We start from the raw sequence: 17,870 nt of genomic DNA on the forward strand, positions 1-17,870 counted from the left end.
AAGGCGCGCAAGCCGTTGCCACACATTGCGATTCACGCGGAAAACATGACGGCGATCGCACGCCCGTGCGCCTTCGTTTCGCACGTCGACAGTGCTGCGTCGCACCATCCCTGTGCTTGGCCGCCTCAAAACGCGTCGCGCGCCGGATCCGGTCCGAAGCCGCGCGACTTGCCGCAAATCCCCGCCACACCGCGCTTTCGGGCGCATTTATCGAAATTGGCACAGCCCTTGCAATAAGCGTTGCCATCGGACCAACGTGGGTTCGTCGCGCTTGCAGCACAACTGCACGCGCCCCGCAGCACCCAACAGGACAACGGCGTCCCCCGAATTCGGCCCCTCGGCTGGATTCGCGGGACGCCGTTTTTATTTCCGCAATCGCTTTCGCCGGACACCAGAGGACAGCGCGCTCATGAAAATCATCGTTATCGGTCACGGGATGGTCGGCCACAAACTGGTCGAATGCCTGGCGCAACGGGCCGCGCACGATCTCGACATCACGGTGCTGGGCGAAGAATCGCGAGCGGCCTATGATCGCGTGCATCTGTCCGAGTTCTTCTCGGGCAAGACCGCCGATGACCTGTCGCTCGTCGAGCCGGGCTTCTTCGAGCGCCACGGCGTGCAACTGAAGCTGAACGCGCGGGCGGTCGCGGTCGATCGCGACGCGCGCACGGTGACGGTCGCGACCGGCGAAACGCTGCCGTACGACCGCCTCGTGTTCGCGACCGGTTCCTATCCGTTCGTGCCGCCGGTGCCGGGCCGCGAGCGCGGCGACTGCTTCGTCTATCGAACGATCGACGATCTCGAGGCGATGCGCGAATGCGGCGCCCGCTCGAAAACGGGCACGGTCGTGGGCGGTGGCCTGCTCGGTCTCGAATGCGCGAAGGCGCTGCGCGATATGGGTCTGCAAACGCACGTGGTCGAATTCGCGCCGCGCCTGATGGCGGTGCAGGTCGACGACGGCGGCGGCCGGGTATTGCGCGGCCGGATCGAAGAGCTTGGCGTCACGGTGCACACGCAGAAGAACACGATGGCGATCGTCGACGGCGAAGCGGGCACGCACCGCATGCAGTTCGCCGACGGCAGCCATCTCGACACCGACATGATCGTGTTCTCCGCCGGCATCCGTCCGCGCGACGATCTCGCGCGCGCATGCGGCCTCGAACTCGGCGCGCGCGGCGGCATCGCCATCGACGACGCGTGCCGCACCAGCGATCCGCACATCTATGCGATCGGCGAATGCGCGCTGTGGCACGGCCAGCTGTTCGGGCTCGTCGCGCCCGGCTACGAGATGGCGCGCGTGGTCGCGAAGCAGTTGCTCGGCGACCCGGCCGAATTCGCGGGCGCCGACATGAGCACGAAGCTGAAGCTGATGGGCGTCGACGTCGCCAGCATCGGCGACGCGCACGGCAATACGCCGGGCAGCCGCACCTACCAGTTCAGCGACGAACGCAAGCAGATCTACAAGAAGCTCGTCGTGTCCGATTGCGGCAAGCATCTGCTCGGCGGCGTGATGGTCGGCGACGCGAGCGAATACGGCACGCTGCTGCAGATGATGCTGAACCGTATCGAGCTGCCAGCGTCCCCCGAATTCCTGATCCTGCCGCAAGCGGACGGCAGCGCGAAGCCGGCGCTCGGCGTCGAGGCGTTGCCCGCGGCCGCGCAGATCTGCTCGTGCAACAACGTGTCGAAGGGCGAGCTGTGCGCAGCCGTGTGCGCGGGCGCGACCGACATCGGCGCGTTGAAGAGCGCGACCGGCGCGGGCACCTCGTGCGGCGGCTGCGTGCCGCTCGTCACGCAGGTGATGAAGGCCGAGATGAAGAAGCAGGGCCTCGCGGTGAACAACCACGTCTGCGAGCACTTCCCGTATTCGCGCCAGGAGCTGTATCACCTCGTGCGCGTCGAGGGAGTGCGCAGTTTCGGCGCGCTGCTCGCGAAGCATGGCCGCGGGCTCGGTTGCGACATCTGCAAGCCGGCGGTCGCGAGCATTCTCGCGTCGTGCTGGAACGAATTCGTGCTGAAGAAGGAGCACGCGTCGCTGCAGGACACCAACGACTACTACCTCGCGAACATCCAGCGCGACGGCACCTATTCGGTCGTGCCGCGCATGCCGGGCGGCGAAGTGACGCCCGACGGCCTGATCGCGGTCGCGCAGGTCGCGAAGAAATATGGCCTCTACACGAAGATCACCGGTGGCCAGCGTGTCGATCTGTTCGGCGCGCGCGTCGAGCAATTGCCGTTGATCTGGGAAGAGCTGATCGCGGCCGGCTTCGAATCGGGTCACGCGTACGGCAAATCGCTGCGTACGGTGAAGTCGTGCGTCGGCTCGACGTGGTGCCGTTATGGCGTCGGCGATTCGGTCGGTCTCGCGGTCGAACTCGAGAATCGCTACAAGGGCCTGCGCACGCCGCACAAGATCAAGTTCGGCGTGTCGGGCTGTACCCGCGAATGCGCGGAAGCGCAGGGCAAGGACGTCGGCGTGATCGCGACCGAGAAGGGCTGGAATCTGTACGTGTGCGGCAACGGCGGCATGAAGCCGCGTCACGCGGAACTGCTCGCCGCGGACCTCGATAAGGCGACGCTCGTGCGCTATATCGACCGCTTCCTGATGTTCTATGTGCGCACCGCCGACCGACTGCAACGCACCAGCGTGTGGCGCGACAACCTCGAAGGCGGGCTCGACTATCTGATCGACGTGATCGTCAACGATCGCCTTGGCGTCGCCAACGAGCTCGAAGTGGAGATGCAGCATGTGGTCGACACGTACGAGTGCGAATGGAAAAAGGCCGTCACCGATCCCGAAACGCGCAAGCGCTTCCGCCATTTCGTCAACAGCGGCGAGTCCGATAGCAACGTCGCGTTCGTCGAGGAGCGCGGACAGATCCGGCCGGCAACGCTCGCTGAGCGGCAGGTGCAGCGCATCGAGATTCCCGTTGTCGTCGAGACGGTTTGACCTCATCCGATTCCCGCTTAACTCAAAAGGAGCCCAGTCATGAAGAACGAAACCTTGCCCCGCGCCTGGACCGCGATCTGCGCACTCGACGACATCGTGCCGAACACCGGCGTTTGCGCGCTCGTCAATGGCGAACAGGTGGCCGTGTTTCACGTCGATGGCGGCGAAGTCGAGTCGCCGGCCGAGCCCGCGGTCTACGCGATCGAAAACTTCGATCCGGGTTCGCACGCGGCGGTGCTGTCGCGCGGAATCGTCGGGAGCCTCGGCGAGCGCATCGTGGTCGCGTCGCCGATCTACAAGCATCACTTCGATCTGCGCACCGGCGAATGCCTCGAAACGCCGTCGTATTCGGTCAGCGCATTTGCCACGCGCGTCGAAAACGGCCAGGTGTGGGTCGCGGTTTGAGGTAGCGGCCTTTGTCCATCGTTCCGATTTTTCAACCCGATCATTCGCGCATGTCTGCTACCAGCGTAAAGAGCGTGTGTCCGTATTGCGGCGTCGGCTGCGGCATGGTGCTGCACGTCGAGGACGGCCAGGTCGTGAAGATCGCTGGCGACAAGGAGCATCCGGCCAACCTGGGCCGGCTCTGCACCAAAGGGCAGTCGGCCCACGTCGCGCTGCGCAGGTCGGGTCGTCTCGAAGGCGCGTTCGTGCGTCGTGCGCGCGACGAAGACCCGGTGCCGCTGCCGATGGCGCAGGCGTTGAGCGATACCGCCGCGCGTCTGCGGCGTGTGCTCGACGAGCATGGTCCCGATGCGCTGTCGTTTTACGTGTCGGGGCAGATGTCGCTCGAAGCGCAGTATCTGGTCAACAAGCTCGCGAAGGGCTTTATCGGCACGAACAATATCGAAGCGAATTCGCGCCTGTGCATGGCGAGCGCGGCGAGCGGCTACAAGCTGTCGCTCGGCGCGGACGGTCCGCCCGGCTCGTACGAAGACTTCGATCACGCGGATCTGTTTTTTGTCAGCGGCGCGAATATGGCCGACTGCCACCCGATCCTGTTCCTGCGCATGATGGATCGCGTGAAGGCGGGCGCGAAGCTGATCGTCGTGGATCCGCGACGCAACACGACCGCCGAGAAAGCCGATCTGTTCCTGCAGATCAAACCCGGCACCGACCTCGCGCTGCTGAACGGTCTGCTGCATCTGCTGCACGAAAACGGCGCAACGGATGCGGCTTTTATCGCCGAACACACCGAAGGCTGGGACGCGATGCCCGCGTTTCTGGCCGGGTACACGCCGGAGAACGTCGCCCGCATCACGGGCCTCGCCGCCGACGACATCCGCCGCGCCGCGCAGATGATCGCGTCGGCCAAAGACTGGATGAGTTGCTGGACGATGGGCCTGAACCAGAGCACGCACGGCACGTGGCACACCAACGCGCTGTGCAATCTGCATCTTGCGACGGGCCGCATCTGCCGGCGCGGCAGTGGACCGTTCTCGCTGACGGGCCAACCGAACGCGATGGGCGGCCGCGAAATGGGCTATATGGGCCCTGCTCTGCCGGGGCAGCGTTCGGCGCTGGTCGCCGCAGATCGCGCGTTCGTCGAAGCACTGTGGGGCATCGCACCGGGCACGCTCAAAGCGGACGCGGGCAACGGCACGATCGACATGTTCGCGCGCATGGCCACGGGCGACATCAAGGCGTGCTGGATCATCTGCACGAATCCGGTCGCGACCGTCGCGAACCGGCGGACCGCGATCGCCGGTTTGCGCGCGGCCGAACTCGTGATCGCGCAGGACGCGTTCCTCGATACCGAAACGAACCGCTACGCCGACGTGTTGCTGCCCGGCGCGCTGTGGGCCGAAGCCGAAGGCGTGATGGTCAATTCGGAGCGCAATCTGACGCTGATGCAGCAGGCCATCGAACCGCCCGGCGCGGCGCTGCCCGATTGGCAGATCATCGCGCGCATCGCGTGTGAAATGGGCTTTGCCGATGCGTTCAGCTATGCGAGCGCCGACGAAGTGTTCACCGAGCTTACGCGCGCGGCGAACCCCGCGACCGGCTACGACCTGCGCGGCGCGAGTCATCGCCGCTTGAAGGACTCGCCACTGCAGTGGCCGATCGCGTCGGCCGATTCGTCCGAGCGCAATCCGCTTCGCTATCTGAATGACGGCGTGAGCCAGACGCTCAGGAAGTCTGAAGATGGCGGCCACCCGCGCATTGCTTTTCCGACCGCGAGCGGCAGGGCGAAGTTTTTCGCGCGTGCGTATCAGCCCGCGGCCGAGTTGCCCGATCGCGAGTTTCCGATCGTGTTGAACACGGGCCGTCTGCAGCATCAGTGGCACACGATGACCAAGACCGGCAAGGTCGCAATGCTGAACAAGCTGAACCCAGGACCCTTCGTCGAAATTCATCCGGACGACGCGGCCGAACTCGGGATTCGCGCGAAGGACGCAGTCGAGATCCGTTCGCGGCGCGGCCGCGCGGTCCTGCCCGCCGTCGTCACCGATCGTGTGAGCGCGGGTCAGTGCTTCGCGCCGATGCACTGGAACGACGTGTTCGGCGACGAGCTGTGCATCAATGCGGTGACCAACGACGCGGTCGATCCAGTTTCTCTGCAGCCCGAACTGAAAGTCTGTGCGGTCGCGCTGAGTCGGGTGACGGCGGATCGCGACGCGAGCACTCGCAATGACCACGATGCGCTCTCTACCCCCGCCGACGCAGCGGTTTTAGCGCCCAGCGCCAAGGATCAACCCATGCCTCGTATCGAAGCCCTCACGACTTTGCTGCAGCTGCCGCCCGAGCCCGCGCCCATGCCGTCGCTCAGCGATGCGGAGCGCGCGTATCTGGCGGGTTTCGTCAGTGGCCTGCGTTCGGCCGAAGCGCAAGGACTCGCCAACGTGCCGGTGCTGCCGCACAGCGCACCGTTCGACGCGGTGAAGCGGCTCTATGTCGATGGTCTGCTTGCGGGACTGTATAGCCGCAGCGCGACGATGGCCCAGACGTCAGCCGCTGCCTTGCCGCCGGATTCCACGCAACAGGAGGCACGCGAATCGGGCGTACGCATCGTGCGCGTGCGGCCGAAGGTCACGCTGTTGTGGGCCTCGCAAACCGGCAACACCGAATCGCTGACCGAGCGTTACGCGACGCGTCTGATGGAATCGGGCTTCGAAATCCGCACCGCGTGCATGGCCGACTATTCGGTCGCGACGCTCGCGAAGGCGCAATACGTGCTGCTGATGACGAGCACGTTCGGCGACGGCGATGCGCCCGACAACGCGCAGGACTTCTGGACGCAACTGAACGCCGCCACGGCGCCGCGCCTCGACGGCGTTCGTTTCGCGGTGCTCGCGCTCGGCGATCGCAACTACGATCAGTTCTGCGGTCACGGCCGCCGTCTGGACGAGCGGCTCGCCGCGCAGGGTGCGCTGCGTCTGACCGAGCGTGTCGATTGCGATATTGAATATCAGCAAAGCGCCGATGCATGGCTCGAACGCGTGATCGTCTGCATCAAGCAGGCGGATGCCGCGCTGTACGCGGTGCCGCCGGGCGGCATGATCAACGCGGTGGTGGGCGCGGTGCCGACGAAGGCGCGGCCGGCCGCGTCGCGCGTCGTCGGCAATCTGCGCCTGAACCGGCAGGGCGCCGCGAAGGATACGCGCTACGTGTCGCTGCAAACGGGCGAGACGAACCTCGAATACGAAGCGGGCGATGCGCTCGGCGTGTGGCCGAGCAACTGCCCCGAACTCGTCGACGAACTGATCATGCTGAGCGGTTTGCACGCGGAGGCATCGGTGCACGTCGCGGGTATCGGCGACATGCGGCTCGCCGATGCGCTCGGCAAGCACTACGAGATCGCGCGGCCGAGCGCCGAGGCGCTCGCGTTCGTCGCGGCGCGCAGCGGCAATGGCGCGCTGGGCGATCTGCTCGCGCCCGAACGCAAGGCGGATCTGAAGCAATGGCTATGGGGACAGCAGCTCGCCGACGTATTGCACGAGTTTCCGGTGAGCCTCTCGGCCGCCGAGTTGACCGGCATGCTGAAACGCCTGCAACCACGTCTGTATTCGATTGCATCGAGCCCGAAGGCGCATCCGGGCGAAGTGCATCTGACGGTATCGGCGGTGCGTTACGGCAACGGACGGCGGCACCGCAAGGGCGTGTCGTCCACGTTTCTCGCGGATCGCGCAAGCGACACCGACGTGCCCGTGTTCGTGCAGAAGTCCGCGCACTTTCGTCCTCCTCATCAATCTGACACGCCGATGATCATGGTCGGGCCGGGCACCGGCATCGCACCGTTTCGTGGCTTTCTGCACGAACGGCAGGCACGCGGCGAGCGCGGACGCAACTGGTTGTTCTTCGGCGAACAGCATGCCGCGACCGACTTCTACTATCGCGACGAACTCGAAGCGATGCGCGCGAGCGGTCTGCTGACCCGGCTCGACGTCGCGTTCTCGCGTGACCAGGCCGACAAGATCTATGTGCAGGACCGCATGCGCGAACACGGTGCGCAACTGTGGGCATGGCTCGAAGACGGTGCGCACTTCTATGTATGCGGCGACGCGAACCGGATGGCGCGCGATGTCGATGCGGCGCTGAAGGACGTCATCACGACTCACGGTGGCATGAGCGAAGAGAAAGCACTCGAATACGTGAGCCGTCTGACGCGCGAAAAGCGTTATGCACGCGACGTGTATTGAGCTGCCGATGCGTTTCAGAAGATGCCTTAAAAGGCCTCGCAACAGACAGCACGATGGCATGACGCTTGCATGTCGAGTCCGAGTGAAAACTCTGGTCGACATGCCGGCGCAAAACACCAGTAACGCAGCAACTGGACTACCCGGCATTTTATTTACTGAGGATCTCTGATGAAAAACGTGATGCACTCCCTGCGAAGCGGTGATTGGCGCGCACTCGTCGCCTGCTTTCTGTATTTCGACACGGGCTTCACCGTCTGGGTGCTGTATGGGCCGCTCGCCCCGTTCATCAGCAAGAGCATCGCGATGACGCCCGCGCAGCAGGGGCTGCTCGTCGCGGTGCCGGTGTTGTCCGCGGCGATTCTGCGCGTGACGCTCGGCAATCTGTATCAGTCCGCGCATGGCAAGCGCATTGCGTTGATGGGTGTGTTGCTGTCGGCGGTGCCGACGATCGTGCTGCCGTTGCTGCAATCGGTGCCGTCGTACGAAATGCTGCTGGTGCTCGGCGTGTTCCTCGGCGTCGGCGGCGCCAGCTTCGCGGTCGCGCTGCCGATGGCCGGCAGCAACTATCCGCCGAAAGTGCAGGGCCTCGTCTTGGGGCTGGCCGCGGCCGGCAACATCGGCGCGGTGCTCGACGGCTTCCTGTTCCCGCAACTGGCGACGCGCTACGGTTGGCAACTCGCCGCGGGCGGCGCCTTGCCGCTGCTTGCGATCGCCGCGATCACGCTGTACTTCTGGGCCAACGACGCGGGCATCAAAACCGGCAGCGTGCTGCGCGCCTTCGGCAGTTTCGCGACGACGCTGGTCGGCCTGATCGCGCTCGTGCTGCTCGTCGAAGCGGGGCTATTCGGCGCGGGCAAGACCGGCGTGCTGCTGCTGCCGGTGATAGGTGCGCTGCTGGCGATCGCGGTGCTGCCGCAACGCTACCGCTCGGTGCTCGCCGAGCGCGATACGTGGGTCATCATGCTCGTCTATAGCATCACGTTCGGCGGTTTCGTCGGCATGTCCTCGTATGTATCGCTGCTGCTGACCAACCTCTATCAACTGTCGAAAATCGACGCGGGCCTGTTCATGGCGCTGCTCGCCGCGACCGGCGCGATGGTGCGCCCGCTCGGCGGCCTGATTGCCGATCGCGTGTCGGGCGTGCGCGCGCTGACCGTGCTGCTGGCGATCATCGCGGTTTGCGATTTCCTGTTCGCGGCGGCGATGCCGTCGCTCGCGGGCGGCATTGCGTTGCTGCTGTGCCTGTATGTCGCGTTCGGACTCGGCAATGGCGCGACGTTCCAGCTCGTGCCGCATCGCTGGGCCGGCCGCACCGGGCTGATGTCCGGCATCGTCGGCGCGGCGGGCGGCATCGGCGGCTTCTATCTGCCGGTCGTGATGGGCATCGCGAAGGAGAGCACCGGCAGCTATCAAATGGGCTTCGCGACGTTCGGCACGCTGTCGGCTTGCGCGTTCCTCGCGATCGTCGCGCTGCGCCGGCCGTGGATGGCGTGGTCGATGCAAACCGGCGTCATGCACGCGCATGCGACGGAGTAAGGCGCGGCGCGCGGCGTCCGATCGTGCCGGCGCCGCACGCCGCACGCCGCACGCATCATGGTCTGAATAAAGCGCAGTCGAATGCTTGCATATCGGTCGCCGTGTTTCTAATATGCAGTCAGGAGGCTGCATATGAACTCATCGACCGATCGCATCGAAAAGCAGATTCTGTTGAAGGCGCCGCGCTCGCGCGTCTGGCGCGCACTATCCAACGCCGAGGAATTCGGCAAATGGTTCGGCGTGAACCTCACCGGCAAGCAGTTCGTCGCGGGGCAATCCACGCAGGGGCACATCACCTATCCAGGCTATGAGCATCTGCTGATGAACGTGCTGGTCGAGCGTGTCGAGCCCGAGCATCATCTGTCGTGGCGCTGGCATCCGGCCGCGATCGACATCACGATCGACTACACGCCTGAGCCGACCACGCTCGTGGAATTCGATCTGAGCGACGTCGAGTCGGGCACGCTGCTGCGCGTCGTCGAATCGGGCTTCGACCAGTTGCCGGTCGGGCGCCGCACGGAAGCGTTCCGGCTGAACGACAGCGGTTGGGAGCAGCAGATGGTCAACGTCGAGCGATATGTCGGCGCGAGCTAAGGCGGCCCCCGCGAGGGCGGGCCTCAAGGCGGCGACACTGCGCAGTTCGGCGGCGGTGTTCGCAGCGCTCGGTGACGAGACGCGTCTGCGTCTCGTCGCGGCGTTGTGCGCGGGCAGTGCGATGTCGATCGCGCAGCTGACGGCCGGCACCGACATCACGCGGCAGTCGGTCACGCAGCATCTGCAGGTGCTGGCCGACGCTGGCCTCGTGCGCGACGTGAAGGTCGGACGCGAGCGCCTGTGGGCGTTCGAGCCCGCGGATCTCGACGCGGCACGCCGCGCGCTCGACGCGATTTCGCGGCAGTGGGATCAGGCGCTGCTGAAGCTGAAGACGATGGTCGAAGAATGAAGGGCAGGCGTCCGTGGTGATTGCACGAACCGAGCCGGCACGCGGATTGGCCGCCTGCCGGTAGGCTGTGCGCGACGGCGGGTGCCGCATTTTTTACCGACTGCAAGCGGCGCATCGTGCACGGAAGCGCGGAACAACGCAAAAAGGGGCCAAAAAATTGGCCCCCAATCCGCTGTAAAAAAGGAAGAAAAACGAGCCCGCGCCTAATCGGCGATCCGCTTGTCGGCCAGCGCGCTCTGGCAGTCGGCCAGAACCTGCCGGACGAGCCGGGCTTGCGGGTCGAGTTCGTCGGTATCGAGAATTTCTTCAACCGCGTCGCGCGCCCAGTCGGCATCGACGAAGCGCGCGTGGCGCCGCGCGATTTCGACCGCGGTGGCCGACAGCTTCGCGACGCACAGCCAGTCGGCTTCGCGCGCGCGGCGGTCGAGCCACTTGTGCGCGGACTGCACGTGAAACGCCGCGTCGGGCCAGTCTTCGTTCAGATAATAAGCGCCGAGGCTTCCGCATGTGAGCCAGCACAACAGCTCCAGGCGGTCACGGGGACTCAGATGTTGGCGTACATCACTCATGGCGACGCTCGCTGCAGTAAATGGCTTCCCGGTGAGGCCGGCGGGCGCCGTCCTCCGCTTTTTACACACGCTTTTTACAAACATTAGCATGCGGAATTCCCGGGCGGCAATTCCTGACCACCCCTAGCGTGCGGCGCCGCCACAGGTGGGGCTTTCGGGCGGTGCGTCAGCGTGGTGCGCTGGCAATCTGATCGCCCCGGGACGACCCGCCGCTGAAGCGCCGGTATTTACCGGCTCGCAGCGGTTCCCGGCGCGGCTTCAACGTTCGCCGCGCGTCGCGACGATGAAAAGCCGCGGAAACGGCAGCAGCACCGTGCCATCGGCGAGCGCCGGGTAGGCTTTGACGATTTCGTCGCGATAGCGTTGCACAAACGCGCCGCGTTCGGCGTCGTCGAGCGCGGCGAGAAACGGCCGCAGCGCGCTGCCCTTGAACCATTCGACCACCGCGTCGGTGCCCGCGAGCGGGTGGTGATAGACCGTGCGCCACACGTCGACGCGCGCGCACAGCGGCTTGAGCAGCGCGTAGTACCAGTTTGCGTCGTAGCGCATGGTGCGCTCGATACCCTTCAGCTTCGTCGCCCAAGGCCCGTCGATGGCGATTTCGCGCAGCAGCCGGTGCGCCGGTTCGTCGAGATTGTCGGGCATCTGCACGGCGAGGCTGCCGCCCCTGGCAAGTTTTGCCACCAGCGCGGGGAACAGCCGCTCGTGGTCCGGCACCCATTGCAGCACCGCGTTCGCGAGGATCACGTCGTAGGGGCCGTGCGCGTCCCACGTCGAAACGTCGCTGATGTCGAAGCGGAATTGCGGCAGCCGCCGACGGGCCGCCGCGATCATGTCGGCGGAGCTATCGATGCCGCTGACCGACGCGCCCGGCACCCGCTCGGCCAGCACCTCGGTCGAGTTGCCCGGGCCGCAGCCGATGTCGACCGCGAGCCGCGCGCCGTTCAAGGGCACCGCCGCGAGCAGATCGCGGACCGGCCGCGTGCGCTCGTTCTCGAACAGCATGTACTGCTTCGCGTGCCAATCGCTATGCTTGTTCGCGGTTTTGTCGGTCATCTTTTGCTCCTTCGCGGGGTTCGTTACGGCCATTCTCGGCCGCTGACAGCCCGGAGTAAAATGAATTTATGATCCCGATTACTTCATTTTTCTAATGAAAATCGACACGCTCGGCGTGCAGGCTTTTGTCGCGATTGCCGATCGCGGCAGCTTCCAGAGCGCGGCGGATTCGCTGCACGTGACGCAAACCGCGATCACGCAGCGGCTGCGCAAGCTCGAAAGCTATCTCGGCGTCACGCTGATAGAACGCACCACGCGTTCGATGGCGCTCACCGAAATCGGTCGCAATTTTCTGCCGCAGGCGCGTCGGCTGCTCGGCGAACTGGCGGACGCGCTCGTCGAGATCCGCGAAACGGGCATCGCGCGACGCGGCGACGTGTCGATCGCGTGCGTGCCGACCGTCGGCGTGCAGTATCTGCCGCGCATCCTGCAGGCGTATTCGGCGCGCTATCCGCACAATCGCATCAAGATTCTCGATCACGCGTCGTCGGCGGTGGAGGAGGCCGTGTTGCGCAGAGAGGTCGAGTTCGGCATCAACATCGCGCGCGAGCATCATCCCGATCTCGCCACCGTGGCGCTCACCAAAGACCGCTACGTGCTGATCTGCCACGAGGACCATCCGCTCGCGAAGCGGCGGCGCATCGCATGGCGGCAGTTGCAGCCGTTCCCGCTGATTTTCGCCGGCGAGGTCAGCGGCAATCGCGCGCTGCTCGACGTCGCGTTGGAATCGAGCGAGCTCGCGCTGCGTTCGTTCTACGAGGTGCAGCGCAGTTCGACCGCCGTCGGACTCGTCGCGCAACGCGTCGGCGCGGCCGTGGTGCCCGCGCTCGCGCTGCAGAAGGGCGCGTATCCGAGCGTGCGCACCCTCGAGCTCACGCAGCCCACCGTGTCGCGCACGCTGGTGCTCGTCGCGCGCAAGACCGCGCAGTTGTCACCGGCCGCGCAGGCGCTGTACGACATGATCCGCGAACAGGCGACGCTGAAAACCGGATGACGGCGCGCCGCGCGCAAGGCAAACTGGCTGGCTTCCGGGTTTCATTCCTTCAACCCGTTCAATCCACGCGGCACCCAACGACTCATGCTGCAGATACTCGGCAAGACCACCTCGATCAACGTGCGCAAGGTGTTGTGGACCTGCGCGGAACTTGGGCTTGCGTTCGAACAGGAAGACTGGGGCTCGGGCTTTCGCTCGACCGAGGTCGCCGAATTCCGCGCGCTGAACCCGAACGCGATGGTCCCCGTGATCCGCGACGGCGACTTCGTGTTGTGGGAATCGAACTCGATCATCCGTTACCTCGCGAACCGTTATCGGGGTGACGGGCTGTATCCGGCCGATCCGGTCGAGCGCGCGCGCTGTGATCAATGGATCGACTGGCAGGCCAGCGAATTGAACCGCTCGTGGAGCTACGCGTTTCTCGCGCTCGTGCGGCATTCGCCCGAGCATCAGGATCCGCGGCAGATCGCCGCGTCGTGCGCGAACTGGTCGAAGCATATGGCGATCGTCGAGCAGCAACTCGCGCGCACCGGTGCGTATATCGCGGGCGACGCGTTTTCGCTCGCCGATATTCCGATCGCGCTGTCCGCGAACCGCTGGCTCGAAACGCCGCAGCAGCACGACGATTTGCCGGCGCTGGCCGCTTATATGGCGCGCCTGGCCGAGCGCGACGGGTATCGCAAGCATTGCCGAAACGGCACGCCGTAATCGTTGATTCGCGCGCTTCTGCAATCTGTCGATGCTTACAGAATCCGCCTTCAAGTGCTTACACTCTGCTTGTGAATTCCCGCGCTCGACGGCTGCTGCGCGGTGCACCCCGCGTCGCCTACAATGGCGGCCATTTAGCGACATTGAAGGTTCAACGATGCGGTTAACGAAATTCGCGCTGGCTTTGCTGGCGGCGTGCTTCACTCTGAACGCGAGCGCCGAGATGACGGCCGCGCAATACAAGCGCTGGGCACACGCCGACAACAACTCGATCTATGCGGCGTACATCACCGGCACGATCAACGCGTTCGGCTGGGCGAACGGCGATCTGGTCTCGAGGAAACAGCCGCAGCTGTTCTGTCCGCCGCAAACGCTCGCGATCGGCAACCAGACGGTCTATCCGTTGCTCGATGCGTTCTTCGCGAACCATCCGGGCATTTCCGACGATTTTCCAATCGGGCTGGCGATTCTGCGCGCGTTGCAGGGCGCTTACCCGTGCTGACGTGTTGAAGGAGTGAGGGGAGAGAGGCGAGGAGGGGCAACATCAGGGGCGAACTCGCGAAGCGGGCCCGCCCCCCGGTGGCTCAAACCTGCACGAGATTCGGAATCTGCACGTCCGGATTGACGTCCGCGTCGTAATCGACGCCCTTCATTTCAAAGCCGAACAGGCGCAGGAAATCGGTCTTGTAGCCCGCGAAATCGGTGAGTTCGTAGATGTTGTCGTTGCTCACCTGGTTCCACAGCTCCTGCACGCGGCCTTGCACCTGCGGATCGAGTTCCTTGTAGTCGGCGCGCAGACGGCCTTCGTCGTCCAGATGCGGCTGGCTGCAATAGAGGCTGTCCTTGTACAGGCCGTAGACCTGCTCGATACAGCCTTCGTGCGTGCCTTGTTCCTTCATCACCTTGAAGAGCAGCGACAGATAGAGCGGCATCATCGGAATTGCCGAGCTTGCCTGCGTGACGACTGCCTTCAGCACCGCGACGCGCGCATCGCCGCCCTTGGCCGCGAGCTTTGAGCGGATGCCGAGCACTTTCTGGTCGAGATCTTTCTTGGCCGCGCCGATCGAGCCGTTCCAGTAGATGTCGTGGGTGATCTTCTCGCCGAGGTAGGTGAACGCGGTGGTCTTGGCGCCGTCGGCGAGCACGCCGGCTTCGCCGAGCGCGTCCATCCACATCTGCCAGTCTTCGCCGCCCATCACCGCGACCGTGTGCGCGATTTCTTCCGGCGTCGCCGGTTCGAGCACGGTTTCCTTGATCACTTCCTTGTCGGTGTCGATGCCGCGCAGATTGACAGCCTTGCCGATCGGCTTGAGCACCGAGCTGAACACTTCACCGGTCTTCGGGTGCTGGCGCTTCGGCGCCGCGAGGCTATAGACGACCAGATCGACCTGGCCGAGATCGCGCTTGATCACTTCGATCGTGCGCGCCTTCACTTCGTCGGAGAACGCGTCGCCGTTGATGCTGGTCGCGTACAGGCCTTCGGCGGTGGCGAACTTCTCGAACGCGGCGGTGTTGTACCAGCCGGCCGTGCCAGCCTTGGTTTCGCTGCCGGCGCGCTCGAAGAACACGCCGAGGGTCGACGCGCCCGAGCCGAACGCTGCGCTAATGCGGGCGGCGAGGCCATAGCCGGTCGACGCGCCGATCACGAGCACCTTCTTCGGGCCGTTGGCGATGGGGCCGCGTGCCTTCACATACTCGATCTGTTCCTTGACGTTGGCTTCGCAGCCGGTCGGATGGGTCGATACACAGATGAAGCCACGCACACGCGGTTTGATGATCATGAAGCACCTCTTGTCGGAATTGGCGACATTATAGTGGCCCCGCCGGAGCCGCACTCCATGCCGCGAACGAAGCAAAAACCGGCGCACCCCCCACATCTTGGTACGATTGCGCCTTTCCCAGCCGACGACAGCAAGTGAAGCGCCTCTTTTCCTCCTTTCTGGCGGCCCTCGACAAAGGGCTGACGCTCGCGAACCCGCTGTTCGCGAAGGCCGCGTGGCATCTGCGCCATCCGACCCGCCGCACGTTCGCGTGGGGGCTCGCCGCGCTGCCGGTGCTATTCGTACTGTACGTGCTGCTGCTGATTCCGTTCACGCCGAGCATCGGCGACATCCGCAAGGCGAAGATCGAGCAGCCCGCGCAGATCGTGTCGGCGGACGGCAAGCTGCTCGCCGAGTTCAAGCCGTCGAACCGCGAGTGGGTCAAGCTGAAGGACATCTCGCCGAACGTCGTGAACGCGCTGATCGCCACCGAGGATCACCGCTTCTATCAGCATTTCGGGCTCGACTGGCGGCGCACCGCTTCGGCCGCGCTGCACACGTTCTCCGGCGACCGCCAGGGCGGCTCGACGATCACGCAGCAGCTCGCGCGCAATCTGTATCCCGACGAAATCGGCCGCGCGCCGACGTTGACGCGCAAGCTGAAGGAAGCGATCACCGCACTGAAGATCGAGGCGTTCTACACGAAGGACGAGATCCTCGAAACCTACCTGAATACGGTCCCGTTCCTGTACAACGCGTACGGCATCGAGATGGCTGCGCGCACCTATTTCGACAAGTCCGCATCCGACCTGAACGTGCTCGAAGCGGCGACGCTGACCGGCATGCTGAAGGGCAACGCGTACTACAACCCGGTGCTGAACCCCGAGCGCGCCTTGCAGCGGCGCAATACGGTGCTCGCGCAGCTGGTCAAGTACGGCAAGCTGACACCCGCCCAGTACGACACGCTCGCCCGCAAGCCGCTGCGTCTCGACTTCGAGCGCCAGATCGAGCCGCCCGGACCCGCGCCGCACTTCACGCAGCAACTGCGCAAATGGCTCGTCGCGTGGGCCGATCGCAACGACTACAACATCTATTCCGATGGACTCGTCGTGCGCACGACGATCGACTCGCGTCTGCAGACGATGGCGACCCAGGCGGTCACGCTGCAGGGCAACCAGTTGCAGAACATCGCGAACTCCGCGTGGGGCACGCGCGCGGGCTGCTCGGCGGACAAGGACCTGCTGCGCACGTTCCTGCGCGAAACGCCTGACTTCCGCGCGGCCAGAGACACGGGCCTCGCCGACGACGAGGCGCTGAAACGCCTGCTCGCCGATCGCCAGCTCGTGCAGAGCGTGTGCGACACGAAGACGCGCGTGCAGGCCGACTTCCTCGCAATGGACCCACGTACCGGCGAGATCAAGGCGTGGGTCGGCAGCCGCGACTTTGGCGTTGATCCGTTCGATCACGTGCAGCAGGCGCGCCGTCAGCCGGGCTCGACCTTCAAGCCGTTCGTCTACGCGGCGGCCTTCGAGGCCGGCGCGAAGCCGGACGACAAACTGCCGGACAATCCGGTTCAGATCGAACTCGCCGGCGGCGAAATCTGGAAGCCGAACGACGAGGACGAGCCGAGCGGCCGCATGATCAGCCTGCGCGACGCGCTCGCCTATTCGCGCAACCGCATCACCGCGCAGGTGATGGAGTCGGTGGGTCCGAACAGGGTCGCAAAGCTCGCGCGCGCGATGGGTGTGCGCGACAGCCAGCTCGACCCGGTGCCGTCGCTCGCGCTCGGCACGAGCCCGGTCACGCTTAAGGAAATGGTGTCGGCGTACGGCACGATCGCGAACCTCGGCGGCTACGTCGAGCCGCTGATGGTCACGCGCATCGAGGACCGCAACGGCAACCTGCTCGCCGAATTCAAGCCGGCCACGCCGAGTCGCGAGCTGCCCGCCGACACGGCGCGCACGCTCGTCGACGTGATGCGCGACGTGGTCAGCCGCGGCACCGGCGCGAGCATCCGCACGCGCTTCGGCGTGCGCGGCGATGTCGCGGGCAAGACCGGCACGACCCAGGGCAACGCGGATGGCTGGTTCATCCTGATGCAGCCGCAACTGGTGGCGGGGGCATGGGTCGGCTTCAACGACAGCCGCGTGACGCTGCGCAGCGATTACTGGGGGCAGGGTGCGCATAGCGCGCTGCCGATCGTCGGCGATTTCTTCCAGCGCGCGCAGCGCTCGCGGCTCGTCGACGGCCACATGAAGTTCGATACCGCGCAGCAGCCGGGCTGGTTCGCCGAGCGCGCCGAACGCTTGCGCGACTGGATCGGGCACCTGTTCACGCGCACGCCGGCGCAGCCGGACAAGCAGGTCGTGGCGCGTGCTCCGGCGCGGCGCGCGCCGGTGGCGTCGGTGCAGCCGCCGACGTCTGCCGTGGCGGCACCGGCGGCGGCGTCAGAGGCAGCGGGCGCGTCCGCGATGCAGGGCGAAGCGCGCGCGCTGCCACCGATGCTGCCGGCGACGGGGTCGGGGTCGGAAGCGGTTCCCACGCCGGCGCCCGCCATTACCGTCGATGGCGAAACGCATGGCGGCGGTGCGGCAGCGCTCGCGCCGACCCCGACGCCAGACGACCTCGTGCCGCCCGATGCGACTGGGCAGGGCGGCGAAGGAGTGAATAACGGGGGCGAGGCGAACTGAACGCGAACTGCGACCCGGGCGCGC

Annotated in this window: 13 protein-coding genes; 10 read left to right on the forward strand and 3 right to left on the reverse strand. The window is 65.4% G+C overall.

The window, feature by feature from the left end; genetic code table 11:
* Nucleotides 1-409 precede the first annotated feature (409 nt).
* The 6 genes from nirB (at nucleotide 410) to OKW41_RS31155 (ending at nucleotide 10,069) form a co-directional block, all read left to right on the forward strand.
* On the forward strand, nucleotides 410-2,950 hold the full coding sequence (nirB, locus tag OKW41_RS31130; RefSeq protein ID WP_429575034.1) for a nitrite reductase large subunit NirB: 2,541 nt from the start codon (nucleotides 410-412) through the stop codon (nucleotides 2,948-2,950).
* Between the two features lie 39 nt (nucleotides 2,951-2,989).
* Nucleotides 2,990-3,355 carry a nitrite reductase small subunit NirD gene (gene nirD / locus OKW41_RS31135; protein ID WP_429449833.1) on the forward strand — a complete coding sequence of 122 codons (366 nt, stop codon included), beginning with the start codon at nucleotides 2,990-2,992 and terminating at the stop codon, nucleotides 3,353-3,355.
* A 50-nt stretch (nucleotides 3,356-3,405) separates the two neighbouring features.
* Entirely contained in the window at nucleotides 3,406-7,590 is a 4,185-nt protein-coding gene (locus tag OKW41_RS31140; protein ID WP_429575035.1) for a molybdopterin-dependent oxidoreductase, read from the forward strand.
* A gap of 168 nt (nucleotides 7,591-7,758) precedes the next feature.
* Nucleotides 7,759-9,126 carry an MFS transporter gene (locus tag OKW41_RS31145; RefSeq protein WP_184033681.1) on the forward strand — a complete coding sequence of 456 codons (1,368 nt, stop codon included), beginning with the start codon at nucleotides 7,759-7,761 and terminating at the stop codon, nucleotides 9,124-9,126.
* Between the two features lie 132 nt (nucleotides 9,127-9,258).
* Nucleotides 9,259-9,720, forward strand: coding sequence for an SRPBCC family protein (locus OKW41_RS31150; protein WP_429449837.1), 462 nt, complete (start codon nucleotides 9,259-9,261; stop codon nucleotides 9,718-9,720).
* The gene (locus tag OKW41_RS31155) at nucleotides 9,704-10,069 is read left to right on the forward strand and encodes an ArsR/SmtB family transcription factor (protein WP_429449839.1); all 366 of its coding nucleotides are present in this window, start codon (nucleotides 9,704-9,706) and stop codon (nucleotides 10,067-10,069) included. Before OKW41_RS31150 ends, OKW41_RS31155 begins: the two co-directional genes overlap by 17 nt.
* Nucleotides 10,070-10,272: 203 nt before the next feature.
* On the opposite strand, the gene OKW41_RS31160 is transcribed toward OKW41_RS31155, so the two are convergent.
* Both OKW41_RS31160 and tam read right to left on the reverse strand, forming a co-directional pair.
* Nucleotides 10,273-10,638 carry a hypothetical protein gene (locus OKW41_RS31160; protein WP_184033689.1) on the reverse strand — a complete coding sequence of 122 codons (366 nt, stop codon included), beginning with the start codon at nucleotides 10,636-10,638 and terminating at the stop codon, nucleotides 10,273-10,275.
* Nucleotides 10,639-10,896: 258 nt separating this feature from the next.
* Complete coding sequence (gene tam, locus OKW41_RS31165; RefSeq protein ID WP_429575036.1) at nucleotides 10,897-11,694, reverse strand: trans-aconitate 2-methyltransferase; 798 nt, start codon at nucleotides 11,692-11,694, stop codon at nucleotides 10,897-10,899.
* Between the two features lie 94 nt (nucleotides 11,695-11,788).
* Here tam and OKW41_RS31170 point away from each other — a divergent pair, with 94 nt between their 5' ends.
* From OKW41_RS31170 to OKW41_RS31180, 3 genes are all read left to right on the forward strand, one after another.
* A complete protein-coding gene (locus tag OKW41_RS31170; protein WP_429575037.1) occupies nucleotides 11,789-12,688 on the forward strand; it encodes a LysR substrate-binding domain-containing protein in 900 nt (299 codons plus the stop codon).
* Between the two features lie 84 nt (nucleotides 12,689-12,772).
* Entirely contained in the window at nucleotides 12,773-13,396 is a 624-nt protein-coding gene (locus OKW41_RS31175) for a glutathione S-transferase family protein (RefSeq protein ID WP_429336474.1), read from the forward strand.
* A 157-nt stretch (nucleotides 13,397-13,553) separates the two neighbouring features.
* A complete protein-coding gene (locus tag OKW41_RS31180; RefSeq protein ID WP_429575038.1) occupies nucleotides 13,554-13,898 on the forward strand; it encodes a hypothetical protein in 345 nt (114 codons plus the stop codon).
* Nucleotides 13,899-13,980: 82 nt separating this feature from the next.
* Here OKW41_RS31180 and fabV read toward each other — a convergent pair whose 3' ends face one another.
* The gene (gene fabV, locus OKW41_RS31185) at nucleotides 13,981-15,177 is read right to left on the reverse strand and encodes an enoyl-ACP reductase FabV (protein ID WP_429575039.1); all 1,197 of its coding nucleotides are present in this window, start codon (nucleotides 15,175-15,177) and stop codon (nucleotides 13,981-13,983) included.
* A gap of 134 nt (nucleotides 15,178-15,311) precedes the next feature.
* Here fabV and OKW41_RS31190 point away from each other — a divergent pair, with 134 nt between their 5' ends.
* On the forward strand, nucleotides 15,312-17,846 hold the full coding sequence (locus OKW41_RS31190; RefSeq protein WP_429449847.1) for a penicillin-binding protein 1A: 2,535 nt from the start codon (nucleotides 15,312-15,314) through the stop codon (nucleotides 17,844-17,846).
* Nucleotides 17,847-17,870 lie beyond the last annotated feature (24 nt).

Source organism: Paraburkholderia sp. UCT70 (assembly GCF_050434085.1).
GTDB classification, from domain to species: domain Bacteria; phylum Pseudomonadota; class Gammaproteobacteria; order Burkholderiales; family Burkholderiaceae; genus Paraburkholderia; species Paraburkholderia tuberum.

Excerpts from the sequence above, each read along its gene's own strand:
- nirB (WP_429575034.1), top strand. The coding sequence starts at position 410 with ATGAAAATCATCGTTATCGGTCACGGGATGGTCGGCCACAAACTGGTC.
- nirD (WP_429449833.1), top strand. The coding sequence starts at position 2,990 with ATGAAGAACGAAACCTTGCCCCGCGCCTGGACCGCGATCTGCGCACTC.
- OKW41_RS31140 (WP_429575035.1), top strand. The coding sequence starts at position 3,406 with ATGTCTGCTACCAGCGTAAAGAGCGTGTGTCCGTATTGCGGCGTCGGC.
- OKW41_RS31145 (WP_184033681.1), top strand. The coding sequence starts at position 7,759 with ATGAAAAACGTGATGCACTCCCTGCGAAGCGGTGATTGGCGCGCACTC.
- OKW41_RS31150 (WP_429449837.1), top strand. The coding sequence starts at position 9,259 with ATGAACTCATCGACCGATCGCATCGAAAAGCAGATTCTGTTGAAGGCG.
- OKW41_RS31155 (WP_429449839.1), top strand. The coding sequence starts at position 9,704 with ATGTCGGCGCGAGCTAAGGCGGCCCCCGCGAGGGCGGGCCTCAAGGCG.
- OKW41_RS31160 (WP_184033689.1), bottom strand. The coding sequence starts at position 10,638 with ATGAGTGATGTACGCCAACATCTGAGTCCCCGTGACCGCCTGGAGCTG.
- tam (WP_429575036.1), bottom strand. The coding sequence starts at position 11,694 with ATGACCGACAAAACCGCGAACAAGCATAGCGATTGGCACGCGAAGCAG.
- OKW41_RS31170 (WP_429575037.1), top strand. The coding sequence starts at position 11,789 with ATGAAAATCGACACGCTCGGCGTGCAGGCTTTTGTCGCGATTGCCGAT.
- OKW41_RS31175 (WP_429336474.1), top strand. The coding sequence starts at position 12,773 with ATGCTGCAGATACTCGGCAAGACCACCTCGATCAACGTGCGCAAGGTG.
- OKW41_RS31180 (WP_429575038.1), top strand. The coding sequence starts at position 13,554 with ATGCGGTTAACGAAATTCGCGCTGGCTTTGCTGGCGGCGTGCTTCACT.
- fabV (WP_429575039.1), bottom strand. The coding sequence starts at position 15,177 with ATGATCATCAAACCGCGTGTGCGTGGCTTCATCTGTGTATCGACCCAT.